Below are 15,547 nucleotides of genomic sequence, written 5' to 3' on the forward strand. Positions count from 1 at the left end.
TGTATCAAGGTGCTCGACCGCGCCGGTCTGGAAGAGCGTGCGTGCGAATGCTACGGCATCGTCAAGCGTGAGTTCGACCGGATGCTGCCGCGCGCCGCTCGCCAGAACGAAGCGACGTTTGCCTGAACGACGCGTCTCACGCGGTCAGTCGCGCGCCACGATCTTCACGTTGGCTTCGGCGGCGACCGCATCCAGCCCGGCGATGGTATCGGCGGGCAGCCACAATCCTTCTTCGAGTTGAGTCTGCTGGGCGCGCGTTTCTTTCTCGCCCGGATAGAACACTTCGTCGACACCCTCGGCGGGCGGCGCGGCCTTGAGCGCTTCCACATAGCGCTCCATGCGCGCGTTGAACTCGTCGAGCGGCTGAAATGCGGCGACATTCAGCGCGATCATCAGATGCCCCGCGCGGCTGCGATTCACCGGATCGTACGGACCGTGCACGTCCGTCAGACACCCGCTGCCCGAGAGGACGCCGGAAAGCACGTCGACCATCGTACCGATGGCATACCCTTTGTGCTCTGCCATCGGCAGGATGAAACCCTTGAGGCCTTCCACAGGGTCGGTCGTCGGGCGGCCGCGTGAATCCACGGCCCAGCCGAGCGGAATCGGTTCGTGACGCATCTGCGCGAGAAAGATTTTGCCGCGCGCGACGCCCGAGTTCGCCACGTCCATCACCATCGGTTCATAACGTCCGGCGGGCGCGGCCACGGACCACGGATTGGTACCGATCATCTTCTTGAGCCCGCCCCACGGCGCCATGTTCGGGCCGCCGTTGGTCATGCACAGCATGATGCAGCCGTCGTTCGCCGCCATCCGCGTGAAATACATGCACGTGCCGAAATGATTCGAGTTGCGCACCGATACCGCGCCGATGCCATGCGCCTTCGCGCGGCGGATTGCGTCGAGCGTCGCCGCGCGTCCCACCACCGGACCTATGCTGTCGCCGCCGTCCATGACCGCGACGGCGCCTGCATCGACGGGAAAACTCAGGCTGGTCGACGCCTTCATGGCGCCCGAACGCAACCGCGCGTAGTACCAGCCGAACCGCAACACCCCATGCGACTGATGACCCCAGAGGTCGGCCTGCACCATTGCATCGGCGGCGATGTGCGCGTCCTCGGCGTTCGCGCCCACGCTTCTATAAACCTCGGCGACGAACGCGCGCAAGGCGTCCGGATTCACGCGATAACGCGTGGCGTCGTTCATGTGGTGTCTCCTTGAGTGAGCAAGCGTGCTGGTCTTATCTCTACCAGCTTCAGCTTTCGCGCGCCCTGATGCCTTCGTCGGCGAAATGAAGGGTTGCCGTAGTCCGTTCGCTCGACATCATGTCAAAAAATAGTAACGCTACGTTTGCAACGGACACTTTATTTGCGCTGAAAATTCGCCGAAAGGCTTGCTGCATATAGTATTGCAGCGCGTCAGCTAGTAAACCCTATCTTGTCGCCCGCCCACAGCGTTTTGTATATTTTGTTCGTATTACTACGGTCAAAAAGAAATTTACTACCTGACCCAAGGCGCAAGTCCCGTGGCGAATGTCGCTGCCATATCGGTGTTGAGGAGACAACAACTATGGAAGAAGCACTGGAAGTCGCATCGCGTAGAAAGTTCCTGGCGGGACTTGCCGCCACGGCCGGTTCGGTCGCGCTTTCGTCGGTCTCGGGCAAGGCTTTCGCCCAGCAGAAAGTGTTCGTTCCTTATAGCAACAAGAGTCTGGATTACTACTTCTTCGCCACGCAGCAGGAAGCGGTGAAGCGCGCCGTCGAAGCGAAGGGCTGGACGTTTCAGGCCGTCAACGCCAACTTCAGCAACACGACGCAGCTCGAACAGTGGAACAGCCTGATGTTGAAGAACCCGTCGGCGATCATCGCGGACCCGATCGACAGCCAGGCTATCGTCAGCGTCATCAAGAAGTACAACATGAAAAAGATCCCCGTCGGCATTATCGATACCCCCGCGCTCGGCGGCGATGTCGCGGTGACGGTGGACTTCGACAATCATCAGGGCGGCATCATGGCGGCGGAAGCCATTGTCAGTCTGCTCAAGAAGAAGCACGGGTCGGCGAAAGGCTCGGTGCTCAACTGCTACGGCGCGCTGCAATCGGTGGCGTGGCGGCTGCGCAAGGAAGGCTTCGAGGAGACGATGAAGAAGTATCCGGACGTCAAGCTCATCAGCCGTCCGACCGAAGGGCTTCTGAAAAACATGTTGTCCGTCACGCTCTCGACACTCTCCGAGTATCCCGATCTCGACGCCGTCCACGCGCCGAGCGATTCGCCCGCGCGCGGCATCGTCACGGCCTTGCAGCAAAAGGGCAAGTGGAAGAAGGTCGGCGAGCAGGGACACGTGATCTTCGTGAATATCGACGGCGAGCCGGCCGCGCTGCAATGGATCGCGGACGGCTACATGGATGCGGTGGTTTCGCAAGACCCGATCGCCTACGCGCAGATCACCGTCGACATGCTCGACAAGTATTCGCTGAAGGGCCAGCCGGTGCCGCTCGGGCCGTATCAGAACAGCCAGTACTTTTGGGAGAAAGCGCAGATCACCAAATCGGAGACCGGCCCGAGTCTCGTGATCCAGCCGTTTATCGTCGATGCCTCCTCGGTGAAGGACAAACGCCAGTGGGGCAACATCGCCTATAACGAATGGGGACTGCGTTACTCCTGATGCACCGGTGATTCACGTTGAGCAGGGCGGCGCGCGAGCTTCGCGCGCCATCGCCAAACGGAGGTTCGCTTCATGGCGGATATGAGCAGCAACGAGTACATCCTGAGAACGCACGATGTCGTCAAGCGCTACAAGGCGGTAGTCGCGCTGGATCGCGTGTCGGTCAACATCCGGCGCGGCACCATTCACGGTCTGCTCGGCGAAAACGGCGCGGGCAAATCGACGCTCGTGCGGCTCATTTCCGGCCAGACGGCGCCGACCGAAGGCAGCATCACCTTCGACGGCGAGGACATGCAAGGCTCGGACGTCAAGCAGATGGAAGCGCGCGGCGTGTTCCTCGTGACGCAGGAACCGATGATCGTCGACTCCATGTCGGTCGCCGACAATCTCATGCTGGGCCGCTGGCCGGTCAAGCGCGGCCTCTTGAAACAGGTGGACCAGCGCGCGCAGATGCAAAGCGTCGAGATCGCGCTCGAAGGAACGGGTTTCGATCCACGCATGCCCGCGCGTTTGCTGTCGGCGGTCGCCAAGCGCAAGCTCAACATCCTGCGTGCGCTGCATAGCGGCGGCAAGCTGCTGATTCTCGACGAACCCACGACCGCGCTGACGCTCGCCGACCGCGAACATCTGTTCGACTTCATGCGCAGCCTGAAGGCGCGCGGCGTGACCTTCGTCTTCATCTCGCACTACAACGAAGAGATTCTCGATATCTGCGACGGCGTCTCCGTGCTGCGCAACGGCAAACTCGCGGGCGAGCACGACGACCTCTCGCAGATCGACTCCGACGGCCTGTCCGAACTCGTGATCGGCCGCGACGTGCCGCTTTTCTATCGCGACCGCGAAGCCACCCGTGCACGCGGCGCAGGCGCCGCGGCGGGCGCCGCGTGGCTCGTCGAAGACCTGGTCGCGCCGGGCGTGGACGTGGAGCGTTTCTCGATTGCGCCGGGGGAGATCGTCGGCTTCGCAGGCTTGCCGGGATCGGGTGCGAAGGAGTTCGCGCTGGCGCTCTTCGGCTTGAATCGCGCAAAAAGCGGTCGCGTCTCGCACGACGGCCGCACAAGCGTCATGCCGAATCATCCGGGTCCGGCGTTCGAGCGCGGCATCGCGTATTTGTCGGACGACCGGCATCGCGATGGCCTCGTCGGTCTGCAGAGCATCGCGCACAACATCACGCTGTCGAGTCTCGCGGATGTCTCGCACGGCGGCGTGATCGACGCGGGCGCGGAACGTCACGTCGTCAAACGCTATTTCGAACACTTTCGCGTGAAGGCGGCCACGCCCGAAGTGCTGCTCGGCACGCTCTCGGGCGGCAATCAGCAAAAGGTGTGTCTCGGCCGCGTGCTCGCCACGTCGCCGCGCCTTCTGATTCTCGATGAACCCACGCGCGGCATCGACGTCGGCGTGAAGGAAGAAGTCCACCGAATCATCGATACGCTGACGCGCGAAGGCCTCTCGGTGATCGTCATCACGAGCGATCTCGACGAGATGGTGCGCATGGTGGACCGCGTCTGCGTGTTCGTGGGCGGGCGCATCGAGCGTGAATACACGGGCGCGCAGATCGAGAAGGACGCGATCCTGCAATCGGCGTTCAACGTCGAAACCGCGTCGGTACAAACCGAGCCGGAACCGCTCGCGAGCCAAACATGAGGAGAGAGTCCATGCAATCAGGTAGCGATATCACGCCGGCGCCGGCCACGTTGTCGAAGGCGGGCGCGGCGCCGGGCACGAAGCGCAGCAGAGCGGGCGTGCAGTGGGTCTTTCAGAACGTCGTGTGGCTCTGGCTCGCGGCGCTCGTGATCGTGTTCGGCGTACTCAATCCGTTCTTCTTCACGCTCTCGAATCTGCAGAACGTGCTCGTGCAGGCAACCGTGCTCGGCTTGCTCGCGCTCGCGGTTTCGTTGCCGCTGATGGTCGCGGAGATCGACCTCTCGATCGCCAGCAACATGGGCTTTTCGGCGGCCATCGGCGCGATCGTTTCGACGCGGCTCGGCTTGTCGCCCGCTGTCGGCGTGCCGGTGGGCATCGCGGCGGCGACGGCTATCGGTTTTTTCAACGGCATGTGCGTGACGCGCCTCAAGATGGTCTCGCTGATCCAGACGCTCGCCGTGATGATCGTGCTGCAAGGCTCGCTGCTTGCGGTCACGCAGGGCAACACCATCTCCGATATGTCCGCCGGCTATATTTGGATCGGGCAGTACACCATCAACAACTGGCCGGTCATGCCTATCGTGTTTCTCGTCGTGCTGCTGGGCATGGGCTTTTTGCTGCGCAAGACCGTGCTCGGACGTTATCTGTATGCGACCGGCGGCAACGCGCTCGCGGCCAACTCGGCGGGCATTCGCGTGAATCGCGTGAAGGTGATCGCCTTTACGTTGTCGGGCTTTCTTTCGGGCGTCGCGGGTTATCTGCTTGCCGCGTGGCAAATGGCCATTACCTCGGATCAGGGCGAAGGCTTCCTGCTGTATGCGATTGCCGCGCCGATCATTGGTGGCGTGAGCGTGTTCGGCGGACGCGGCGGCGCGCTCGGCATTCTCGGCGGCGTGCTGCTGCTCACGGTGATCCACGTTGGTCTCGCGATCACCGAAGTGCCGTCGTTCTACGTGCAGATGATCGGCGGCATTTTGATTTTCGTCGCGGTGGCCGTCGACGCGATCCGCGTCAACTTCGTCTCGCAATAAACGCATTCACCACTTTTTCGCCATGACAGAACCACGACACTGCGAGATGTATATCGATGGACGCTTCACGAAAGAAGGCGTGAGCGAATGGATCGACGTAACGAATCCGAGCACGGAGCAAGTCGTTTCCCGCGCGCCGGATGCGAGCCAGGACGTGATCGATTCCGCAATCGAAGCCGCCTCGCGCGCGTTCAAAACATGGCGGCGCGTGAATCCGTTCGAACGCTCGCGCCTGCTGCACGCTATCGCCGATGAAATCGCGAAGGACGAACGCGCGATCGCTATGTCGATCACGGTGGAAATGGGCAAGCCATTGGCCGAAGCACAAGGCGAAGCGCGCAAACTCGCGAAGGCGTTTCACTATTACGCGGAAGAGGCGGTGCGTATCTATGGCGAAACCATTCCGAACGAAGAGGATGGCTTCGTCAGTTTCGTGGAGAAGGAACCGGTCGGCGTGGTCGCGGCTATCGCGCCGTGGAATTATCCGGTCGAACTGATCGGCTGGAAGCTCGCGGCTTCGCTGGCGGCGGGTTGCACGATCGTCGTGAAGCCTTCCGAGTACACGCCTTCGAGCGCGGAAGCCGTGTTTCGCTGCGTGGATCGCGCGGGCTTGCCAGCGGGCGTCGCCAATCTGGTAATGGGCGCGCGCGAGGCGGGCAAGCGGCTCGTCGGGCATCCGCGTATCGATAAGGTGGCGTTCACGGGTTCGGGCACGGCGGGCGAGGACATCTATCGCACGGTGCGCGGCATCACAGGTCTGTCGCTGGAACTCGGCGGCAGTTGTCCGCTCATCGTGACCGCGCATGCCGATATCGATCTCGCCGTCGCGGGCACGTTGCGGCGCGCGTTTCGCAATGCCGGGCAAATCTGCATCTCGATCAATCGCGCGTATGTGCAAGAGTCGGTCTACGACGCGTTTCTCGCGCGGCTAACCGAAGGCGCGAACAAACTCGTCGTCGCCGATGGCGTGGCCAACGAACGCGCGGATATCGGACCAATGGCCACGCGCGCGGGCGTCGTCAAGGTAGAGCGGCATCTGGACGATGCACGCGAGCGCGGAGCGCGCATTCTCTGCGGCGGCGGGCGTCCTTCCGCGCTCGGTTCCGGCGCGGGCCTGTTTCTCGCGCCGACCGTCATCGCCGATGGCACGCCCGAGATGCTCGTCATGCACGAGGAAACCTTCGGCCCGGTGATCGGCGTTGCGCCTTACAAGACGCTCGACGAAGCCATCGATGCAGCCAACGGCACGCCCGCCGGACTCGCGGCCTATGCGTACACGGAGCACGTGAAGGAGAGCTTCACGCTTTCGCGCGAACTCGACTTCGGCAACGTCGCCATCAATCACGTCGATGCGGGCATCATGAACGCGCCCTACGGCGGCCGCAAACAGAGCGGCACGGGCTACGAGCACGGCCGCGAAGGCATGGAAGGGTATCTGCATCTGAAGCACGTGCGTTTGCGACACGGCGCCTGAGCGGAGAGCGACGATGGAACGCTATCTTCTCGGCATCGACGTGGGGACGTCCGCGTGCAAGGTCATCGCGGTGGATGGCAACGGGCGCGTGGCGGCGAAGGCGCTCGCGTCTTATCCGCTCGTCTCGCCGCGTCCGGGCTGGGCGGAACAGGACCCGGAGCACTGGTGGCAGGCCACGCAAAGCGCGCTGGCCGAAGTGCTCGCCGCGCTGCCGGATCGCCGTGCGGTGGCGGGTATCGGCCTGTCGGGTCAGATGCATGGTCTCGCCGCGCTCGACGAAGCCGACAACGTCCTGCGCCCCGCGATTCTCTGGTGCGACCAACGCGCGGCGCCCCATTGCGATGAGATCACCGCGCGCGCGGGCGGTCTCGACGGCTTGCTTGCGATGGTTCAGAACCGCATGCTGCCGGGTTTCACTGCGGGCAAGCTCTTGTGGATGCGCGAGCACGAGCCCGAACTCTTCGCGCGCATGAGGCGCATGCTGAACCCGAAGGATTATCTGCGCCTGCGTCTGACGGGCGAACATATCACCGATGTATCCGATGCATCCGGTACCGGCCTCTTCGATGTAAAGCGCCGCGCCTGGTCGCAAGCGCTGCTCTCGCTGCTCGACCTGCCCGCGAGCCTCGTGCCGGAGGTCGTGGAATCGACCGAACGCGCGGGCGTCTTGCGGCTTGAGCTTGCGCAAGCGTGGGGCCTGTCCGCCGATACACCCGTCTTCGGCGGCGGCGGCGATTCGGTAATCCAGACCACGTCGATGGGCGCGATCGATACCGGACCGCTCGGCGTGACCATCGGCACGGCGGGTATCGTCGCGGGCGGCATGCGGGAGTGTCCGGTGGCGACAGGACAGTTGCAGATTTCGTGCGGCAACGCGCCGGGCCGCTGGCATGTGATGGGCGTGACGCTGTCGGCGGGCGGCGCGTTCGAATGGCTGCGCGGTGCGCTAAGACGCATGACGCCCGCGCTGTCGTTCTCGGAGATGACCGATCTCGCCAAAGCCGCCGCGCCCGGATCGGACGGCTTGCTGTTTTTGCCTTATCTGCTCGGCGAACGCTGTCCGCACGTTGCCGCCGACGGCCGTGCCGCGTGGATCGGCCTCACCTCGATGCACGACGCCTCGCACCTCGTGCGCAGCGTCATGGAAGGTGTGTTGTTGAACATTCGCGCCATCGCGGCGCTGGGGTCAAGCGCAGGCCTCGCCTGCGACGAAGTGCGGGTGTCCGGTGGCGCGACCGCCGAGCCCTTCTGGCTGCGCCTGCTTGCCGACGTGCTGCAACGCGAAGTCACCACTGTCACGGGCGCGTCGGAGGGCGGCGCATACGGCGCGGTGCTCGCGGCTGGCGTGGGCGCGGGCTGGTGGACCACGCTCGACGAAGCCGTCAGCACCTTGCGCGTGACGGAGCGCATCAGTCCCGACGCGCGACTCGGGCCGCTCTACGACGCACGTTTCGAAACCTTCCGCACGCTGTACGACACGTTGCGCCCGGTCTATGAGCGTATCGCAGCCGAACCCGCCTACCCGGAGAGCACCAACCGATGACCGTCAATCTCGCGGAAGTTCCTGTCGATGCCATCGTGTTCGACCTCGATGGCACGCTCGTCGACACGGCGCCCGATATCGCCAACGCGGTGAATCGTCTGCTCGCGACGCATGGCCTGCCGCTGCAGACGGTGAGCTTCGTGGCGCAGTACATCGGCGAAGGGTCGTTCGGGCTGATCGACAAGTTGTATAAGGGCTTGGGTCTCACGCTCGATCATGATCGCGTGAGCGCCGACGTCGAAGCGTATTTGTCCATTTACAAGCAGCACCCGGTTGGCGAAGCGACCGTGTACGCCGACGCGCTCACCGCAGTTCCCGCGCTGCATGCGGCGGGCATCAAGCTCGGCGTATGCACGAACAAGGCACAGCATCTGGCGCAGGCAGTGCTCGCGCATTTCGGCATCGAGCAGTACTTCAGCTCGGTGATCGGAGGCGATATGCTTGCACAGAGAAAGCCGCATCCCCGGCATCTGCTCGCGACGCTCGAAGCGCTCGACGTCGCGCCCGAGCATGCGCTCTATATCGGCGATACGCGCATCGACGCCGAATGCGCCGAACGTGCGCAGGTGCGTTGCCTGATCGTCAACTGGGGCACGGGACCCGACGTTCCCGTTGCCGAGGATGCCCGGCTCGACTCGTTCGCCGATCTAGTAACAAGGTGCGCCGCGCTCAATGCGTCGCGCCTGCCGGGAGCCTGATGAGAAACGACCTGTTGCGGCGCATTGCGCTCGAACACCCTGCGCTGACGGGCGCGACCTTGCGTATCGCCGATGTCTTGCTGGGCGCGCCCGAAGCCGCGCTCAAGATGAGCATGGCCGAGTTGTCCGAAGCGGCGCAGACGAGCGACCCGACCGTGGTGCGTTTTTTCCGGCGCTTCGAGTGCGCGGACTATCAGGACTTCAAGGTGCGTCTGGGCCAGGGTCTGATTCCGCAAGCGCCCTTCGATTACGAAGCGATCACCAACGCCGACGCGCCCGAGAACGTCTGCAACAAGATCATCAACAACTCGTTGCACGCCATTCAGCGCTTCGCCAAGGATGTCGATGCGAGCGCCATCGAGCGCGCGGCCAAGTATCTGATCGAGGCGAAGGGCATCTTTCTGTTCGGCCTCGGCATCTCCGAAACCATTGCCTTCGATGCCGAGCACAAGTTCTTTCGCTTGGGGCTGCATTGCCGCGTAGTGCTCGAAAGCCAGCGTCAGTTGCTGCTCGCGCCAACCTTGCGCAACGACGAAGTGGCCGTGTTCTTCTCGCATTCCGGCTCGACCAAGTCGCTCGTGATGGCCGCTGCCATGGCCAAGGGCAAGGGTGCAATCACCATCGCCATTTGCGCGCCCGGCTCGCGGCTCGCGCAGACGTGCGATCTGACCATTGCCGTGCCCGCCTATGAGAACACCGAGCTGTACACGCCGCTCACGGCGCGGATCAACCATCTGCTCGTGGTGAACATGCTCGTGGCGATGCTCGGCCTCGCTCAAGGCCGCGAGTTGCCCGACAATCTCGCCGCGCTCGACCCGTGGTTCACCGACAAATTCATGGACTAAGCAAGTCAACGGAGACGCAATTGGCTACGTATATCGAACCGGGCTATGCCCAGCTCAAACCCGCATCGAAACAGGACGAAGCGAAACTCGTGTCTGGCAACAAGGCGGTCGATCACTATCTGAAGCCGGGCATGAAGGTGGGTCTCGGTTCGGGCACGACCTCGCACTGGTTCGTGCGTGCGCTCGCGCCGCGCGTGAAGGACGGGCTGGATGTCGTCGGCGTGCCGACTTCGAACGCCACGCGTGAGCTTGCGCTCGAACTCGGTGTGCCGTTGACCGATCTAGGGCAGATCGACCGGCTCGACGTAACTATCGACGGCGCGGACGAGATCGATCATCAGGGCAGCATGATCAAGGGCGGCGGCGCGTGTCTTCTATGGGAAAAGATCGTGGCGGCGGCATCGCGCAAGATGGTCGCTGTCGTCGACGATAAGAAAGTCTTCGATACGCTGGGACGCTTTCCCTTGCCTATCGAGATCATCCAGTTCGGCTGGCAGAGCACGGAGCGTTTGCTGCGCGATCTGTTCGTCTCGGCGGGCTTCGACGAAAGCGTGCGTATCGAGCGGCGTGTGAAGAACGGCGAACTCGTCGTCACCGACAGCGGCAACTGGATCCTCGACTGTCATCTCCAAGCCATTCCCGAGCCGCTCGCGCTGTCGCCGCGCTTCAACGCCATTCCGGGCGTGGTCGAACACGGCCTCTTCACCGGCATTGCAAGCGAGATGATCGTCGGTCACGCGGATGGCACGGCGGATATCGTCGTCTTCGAAGGAGCGCGCACATGAGTTCGACACTGGATGCCTTCCGTCTGGATGGCGATGTCTGCGTGGTGACGGGCGGGGCGCAAGGCATCGGCTTTGCGATTGCGACAGGCTTGAAGAGCGCGGGCGCAACTGTCGTCGTCGCGGATCGCGATGAAGCGCTCGGACAAAAGGCCGCGCAGAAAATCGGCGGCACGTTCGTCGCACTGGACGTGACGGATTCATCGTCTGTCGATCAAGCCTTCGATACCGTCGTCGCGCGTCACGGCAAGCTCGACGTGCTCGTGAACAACGCTGGCATCGTAAAGAATGCCTCCGCGCTCGAAACCGACGATGCCGCCTGGCGCGCGGTGCTCGCGGTCAACCTCGACGGCGTGTTCTATTGCTGCCGAAGCGCCGCGCGGCACATGACGCGGCAGAAGTCCGGGCGCATTGTGAACATCGCGAGCATGAGCGGGTCGATCGCCAACAAGCCGCAGCCGCAGGCGTCGTACAACGCATCGAAGGCGGGCGTGATTCATTTGACGCGCTCGCTCGCGGCGGAATGGGCCGCGGATGGCGTGCGCGTCAATTCGATATCGCCGGGATATGTCGGCACCGAACTCACCAAACGCGGCTTCGAAAACGAAACGTGGCGCAAGGTGTGGATCGCCGGCACGCCGCTCGCCCGCATGGCGACGCCCGATGAAATCGCGCCCGGGGTGGTGTTCCTCGCTTCGCGCGCGAGCGCCTTCGTGACCGGTTCGGACCTCGTCATGGACGGTGGCTACACTGTCTGGTGATCCGCAAATACAGCATGGAGACGAGCATCAAATGACCGCACGCGAAGCAGTGAGCGCCTTGCGCGAAACCCTTGGCGCGGAAGTCGTCGCGTTGCCCGAAGAGTTCGGCGACCGGCGCGTCGTGGACTGGAGCGGGTTGCCGGGCGCGACGCCTTCGGCCATCGTCCGGCCGCGCAACACGGAGGAAGCCGCCAAGGCGCTCGCTCTCTGCACGAAATACAAGCAGGCGGTCGTTACGCAAGGCGGGCTCACCGGGCTCGTGGGCGGCGCGAACGTGCTGACGGACGAAGTCGTGCTCAGTCTCGACCGCATGAACCGCATCCTCGAGATCGATGAAGTCTCCGCGACCATGACGGTGGAAGCGGGCACGCCGTTGCAAGTGGTGCAGGAAGCGGCGAGCGCGGCGGGCTTTTACTTTCCGCTGGATCTCGGCGCGCGCGGCAGTTGTTCCATTGGCGGCAATCTTGCCACCAACGCGGGCGGCAACCGCGTCATCAAGTACGGGATGATGCGAGATCAGGTACTCGGCGTCGAAGCGGTGCTGGCGAGCGGGAAGGTCATCGGCGACTTGAACAAGATGATCAAGAACAACAGCGGCTATGACTTGCGGCATTTGTTGATCGGCAGCGAAGGCACGCTCGCGATCATCACACGTGTCGTGCTGCGATTGCGGCCGAAGCCAACGGCGACCGCCACCGCGTGGTGCGGCTTGCCGGACTTTCGCGCGGTAACCACGCTGCTGACGCGTGCGCAGGCGGGGCTGGCCGCAGGGGTATCCGCGTTCGAAGTGATGTGGGCGGGTTATCACGATGCCGTTATCGGCAACCTCAGGAACCTGCGCGCGCCGCTCGCGGATGCGCATCCGTTCTACGTGCTGCTGGAGAGCGTCGGCACCGATCCGGTCCGTCACGGCGATGCCTTCGAAGAGTTTCTCGGCGCGATGCTGGAAGACGGCGTGGTGACGGACGCCGCGATTGCGTCGTCGGAAGCGCACGCGCGCGACTTCTGGTCGATTCGCGATGCGCCCGGCGAGTATCAGCGCTTCATTCCGAATCACGCGGCGTACGACGTGAGCTTTTCGATCGCGCAGGTGGGCGATGCCGCGCAAAAGTGCGAGGCGCGTCTTCGCGAACGCTGGCCGCAAGCGCTCGTCCTGACGTATGGGCATCTTGGCGATGGCAACATTCATATCGTCGTGGACGTGCCGGGCATGGGCAAGCACGATCACGACGATATCGACAGTGTGATCTACGACGTGACGCGCGAGTTCGCGGGATCGATTTCGGCCGAGCATGGAATCGGCGTGAAGAAGCGGCACTTCTTGCCGCAGAGCCGTCGCGAGACCGATCTCGAAGCCATGCGCGCGATCAAGGCGGCGCTCGATCCGGATGGGATTCTCAATCCGGGGAAGGTGATTTAGGGCTTTGTTTGGCAGTTCAGACGGTGGTTTGGGCAGATCCGGGGAATCGGTTATCTTGCCCGATCGCAATTAATACGTTCGACGTGATTCCGCCGTTTAGCATGAACGTAACAACGGCTACTTGGTGCCATGAAGTCGCTTGGGTCTCTCGGTCGTGGATGCAGACTTATCGGCTTCCATAAGTTTTGGCGGCCGCGCGTCGTAGTGGCAATCTTCTGGGGCCCGCTTGCCGACCTTGCGAGCACTGAGCGTTCCTTTGGGTCGCGCTCGTAGCGTGTCTCGACACCAGCTTCCGTTGATGCCGCCAGCCGACATCGTCCCACGGAAATAGTGATGTTGCGCACGTCGAACCCGGTCTGCTCGTACCTGCCCGAGCGCGTGATCTCACGCTCAGAGCTAGTCAATCAATCGAGCCATGATCGCCTAAGGCAATTATTCGACTGCCGCACGCTGTGAGATGGCCATTCAGCGCAACGTGTTCGCCGTTGGTGTCGGTTAGCAAGTCCGAGCCTTGAATGATGGGATTGACGCCGTGTTCGGGACATGACACGAGATCGCCCACTCGTGCGCCTTTGCGTCCGTCGATGTCCATCGTGTCTGATCCGGTGATGATGCGGCCGCCGTGGGTGGTGCTGTCGCCTATGCAAGCAATTGATGTCATTTTGTCTCTAACTTAGATCAAGAAAATCGTCATGGTCGGCATAGTGATTGAGGCATTGAATCACTTCCTCCGTGGTCGCCTTTGGCTTTTGCTTATGGGCTAAATCAACAACCGCCTGAAAGTTCTCGCCAGGGTAAAGAAAGGCGAGGCTGCGGTCGTTCACTTGGTCTGGCAACGTCCCGAGCCGCCGCTTTTATCCGTAGCTCAAGCTCGCCGGGCGATGGATCGAGCAGGCAGGCTTTGAAGCAGGGCAGCGCGTGAGAATCACTGTCGAACACGGTCGCCTCACCATCACCGCCGAATAAACGAACGGAGGGCCGCATATTGCGGCCCGCCGTTCTAACGAGAAATTCTCGAAACCTGAACATCAATAGCGACGACCGTTAATATTGGCTCGTCGGTCCAAGCTGAGATAAAACTGAATTCCTTGAAGCCAGTTGCTGGCTCCTCTGCCGCCTCACATGTCTCAGAGAGATACATACTCTCGGTACTTTCGGCCAAATGCGACAGATCCTGTCTTTCCGGGGAAACGGTTTTCATGCCGAGAACCGTATGGAAGACAACTTCAAAGGCACCGCCATCAGTTCGGATAAGCACCATCAGACGTCCGTCTTCATAGGCGAACGATTCAATCTGGGCATCTGCAACAAGAATTTCACTACTTTTCATTTCCTAGCTTCCCGGAAAATTTTCGCCCGGATTAAAGCCGGTGCCACTGCCAGGTGTATAACCATCCGGCTTTGATTTGGTTATCACACCGCGACGGGCTGCCTGGCCCCAGCTCACATCATCGGGTTTTGTTTCAACATGATAATGCGGCCCATGATGTCGTGGATTGAATCCTTTGTCGCAAGGACACAAGCCCTCGGGATGGCTTTCGTAACGAATGCGCGTACTGCCATTCGGAAACCATGTGTAACGAGGCGTGCCGTCTGGGGTCGTTCCAATCTTGGGATCAACACCCAAAACTTTTGTCATGTCATCAGGATTTGATGGGAACGTGTTGGTCAATCCAAGCGGATCGATCCACTGCACCGGATTGGGCGCGTATAGATACGCGTTGATCCCACCCGCCAACCCAATCGGATCTTTGCTCGTGAACCGCCCGCTCTGCGGATCATAATACCGATGCCGATTGTAGTGCAGCCCCGTCTCTTCATCGACATACTGCCCCGGAAACCGGATCGCGTTATCCGTCTCAGCCGGGTCTTCCTTACCATAGGGCGCATCCTTTCGCCCGCCCCACGCCTTATAGCGCGCAAGCCAAACCACCTTGCCAGACTCATCGAGCAACTCCTGCGGCGTGCCCAGATGATCGTTTTGATAGAACACCGTCGCATGCTTCGACTTCGCGGGCATCTGCACAAAACGCCCGTCCGTGCCGGTGGCGAGGAACGCCGGTTCGACCAGCTTCTCATCGAGCCGCGCCAGCGGCACGAACGTCGCCGGCTCATGCAGATAGAGCGAGGCGCGCGTCCACTGGTACTCCGCGTCGAGCGTGTGCATGCGCTGCGCGACCGGTAGCGAGTACGCGTCCTGCGCATCCTCCCGCACCATCGCGTACCGCGCATTCTCCGATCTGCGCTCGAAGCCGCGTTCACGCGGCAACGCCTCGAAGCGCTCTTCCATCAGGAGCACGTCGCCATCCCACGTGAAGACCGTCAGTTCGGCGGGGCCGCTTGCGCGCTGGACTTCCTTGGCAATGCGCCGGCCAAACGCGTCGTAAGAGAACCGAACCACGAGTTCGGGCTTGGGCGGGCTGTCGTCCCGTGGCGCATGGTGGCTGCGTTCCCACGGCGCGGGCGGTCGCGCATAGCGGCTGGCCTCTATTAGCCGGTTCTGTTCGTCATATCGGTATCGCCACGGCGCGTGAGCGCCGCCCGATTTTGTGATCAGATTGCCGCGCTCGTCGTAGTCGTAGCTCGTCGAGTCCAATTCCCTCAGTACGTTGCCGATGCACTTGGGCAGCGACCTCCACCACGCCCCGAAGTTGCTCGTGTCCTCCGAGCCGCGCCAGCGCA

Annotated in this window: 16 protein-coding genes and 1 pseudogene; 12 read left to right on the forward strand and 5 right to left on the reverse strand. The window is 62.3% G+C overall.

Annotation, left to right across the window (positions count from 1 at the left end; all coding sequences use genetic code 11):
- Positions 1-126, forward strand: a pseudogene (locus tag NCR98_RS23830) (Crp/Fnr family transcriptional regulator); the annotation flags it as partial.
- An 18-nt stretch (positions 127-144) separates the two neighbouring features.
- On the opposite strand, the gene NCR98_RS23835 reads toward NCR98_RS23830, so the two are convergent.
- Entirely contained in the window at positions 145-1,206 is a 1,062-nt protein-coding gene (locus tag NCR98_RS23835) for an Ldh family oxidoreductase (protein WP_250527499.1), read from the reverse strand.
- A gap of 363 nt (positions 1,207-1,569) precedes the next feature.
- On the opposite strand from NCR98_RS23835, the gene NCR98_RS23840 reads away from it, so the two are divergent.
- The 10 genes from NCR98_RS23840 (at position 1,570) to NCR98_RS23885 (ending at position 12,865) form a co-directional block, all read left to right on the forward strand.
- Positions 1,570-2,664 (forward strand): sugar ABC transporter substrate-binding protein, encoded by a 1,095-nt coding sequence (locus tag NCR98_RS23840; RefSeq protein ID WP_250527500.1) that lies wholly within the window; start codon positions 1,570-1,572, stop codon positions 2,662-2,664.
- A 72-nt stretch (positions 2,665-2,736) separates the two neighbouring features.
- On the forward strand, positions 2,737-4,311 hold the full coding sequence (locus NCR98_RS23845; protein WP_250527501.1) for a sugar ABC transporter ATP-binding protein: 1,575 nt from the start codon (positions 2,737-2,739) through the stop codon (positions 4,309-4,311).
- A gap of 11 nt (positions 4,312-4,322) precedes the next feature.
- Positions 4,323-5,342 carry an ABC transporter permease gene (locus NCR98_RS23850; RefSeq protein WP_250468124.1) on the forward strand — a complete coding sequence of 340 codons (1,020 nt, stop codon included), beginning with the start codon at positions 4,323-4,325 and terminating at the stop codon, positions 5,340-5,342.
- A 22-nt stretch (positions 5,343-5,364) separates the two neighbouring features.
- A complete protein-coding gene (locus NCR98_RS23855) occupies positions 5,365-6,816 on the forward strand; it encodes an aldehyde dehydrogenase family protein (RefSeq protein ID WP_250511742.1) in 1,452 nt (483 codons plus the stop codon).
- 13 nt (positions 6,817-6,829) lie between these two features.
- Positions 6,830-8,359, forward strand: coding sequence for a xylulokinase (gene xylB / locus NCR98_RS23860; protein WP_250527502.1), 1,530 nt, complete (start codon positions 6,830-6,832; stop codon positions 8,357-8,359).
- Complete coding sequence (locus NCR98_RS23865; protein WP_250527503.1) at positions 8,356-9,057, forward strand: HAD family hydrolase; 702 nt, start codon at positions 8,356-8,358, stop codon at positions 9,055-9,057. The genes xylB and NCR98_RS23865 overlap by 4 nt, the downstream gene beginning before the upstream one ends.
- Positions 9,057-9,902 (forward strand): MurR/RpiR family transcriptional regulator, encoded by an 846-nt coding sequence (locus NCR98_RS23870; RefSeq protein WP_244831884.1) that lies wholly within the window; start codon positions 9,057-9,059, stop codon positions 9,900-9,902. The genes NCR98_RS23865 and NCR98_RS23870 overlap by 1 nt, the downstream gene beginning before the upstream one ends.
- Before the next feature lie 20 nt (positions 9,903-9,922).
- Positions 9,923-10,687: a ribose-5-phosphate isomerase RpiA gene (gene rpiA, locus NCR98_RS23875; RefSeq protein WP_250527504.1), complete on the forward strand. Its 765-nt coding sequence runs from the start codon at positions 9,923-9,925 to the stop codon at positions 10,685-10,687.
- Positions 10,684-11,445 (forward strand): SDR family NAD(P)-dependent oxidoreductase, encoded by a 762-nt coding sequence (locus tag NCR98_RS23880; protein ID WP_250527505.1) that lies wholly within the window; start codon positions 10,684-10,686, stop codon positions 11,443-11,445. Before rpiA ends, NCR98_RS23880 begins: the two co-directional genes overlap by 4 nt.
- Positions 11,446-11,476: 31 nt before the next feature.
- On the forward strand, positions 11,477-12,865 hold the full coding sequence (locus tag NCR98_RS23885) for an FAD-binding oxidoreductase (RefSeq protein ID WP_250527506.1): 1,389 nt from the start codon (positions 11,477-11,479) through the stop codon (positions 12,863-12,865).
- A 400-nt stretch (positions 12,866-13,265) separates the two neighbouring features.
- Here NCR98_RS23885 and NCR98_RS23890 read toward each other — a convergent pair whose 3' ends face one another.
- A complete protein-coding gene (locus tag NCR98_RS23890; protein WP_250527507.1) occupies positions 13,266-13,526 on the reverse strand; it encodes a PAAR domain-containing protein in 261 nt (86 codons plus the stop codon).
- Between the two features lie 7 nt (positions 13,527-13,533).
- Positions 13,534-13,689, reverse strand: a complete 156-nt coding sequence (locus tag NCR98_RS33700; RefSeq protein ID WP_502799800.1) for a hypothetical protein — start codon at positions 13,687-13,689, stop codon at positions 13,534-13,536.
- 61 nt (positions 13,690-13,750) lie between these two features.
- Between NCR98_RS33700 and NCR98_RS23895 the strand changes: the two genes are divergently transcribed.
- On the forward strand, positions 13,751-13,831 hold the full coding sequence (locus tag NCR98_RS23895) for a SymE family type I addiction module toxin (protein WP_250527510.1): 81 nt from the start codon (positions 13,751-13,753) through the stop codon (positions 13,829-13,831).
- A gap of 34 nt (positions 13,832-13,865) precedes the next feature.
- On the opposite strand, the gene NCR98_RS23900 is transcribed toward NCR98_RS23895, so the two are convergent.
- Complete coding sequence (locus tag NCR98_RS23900; protein ID WP_250527508.1) at positions 13,866-14,195, reverse strand: hypothetical protein; 330 nt, start codon at positions 14,193-14,195, stop codon at positions 13,866-13,868.
- Between the two features lie 3 nt (positions 14,196-14,198).
- Positions 14,199-15,547 (reverse strand): RHS repeat-associated core domain-containing protein (locus tag NCR98_RS23905; protein WP_250527509.1); only part of this gene is annotated, 1,349 nt, incomplete at its 5' end.

Origin of the sequence: Caballeronia sp. GAWG2-1, from assembly GCF_023631405.1 — a bacterium.
In the GTDB taxonomy this organism is placed as follows: Bacteria; Pseudomonadota; Gammaproteobacteria; order Burkholderiales; family Burkholderiaceae; genus Caballeronia.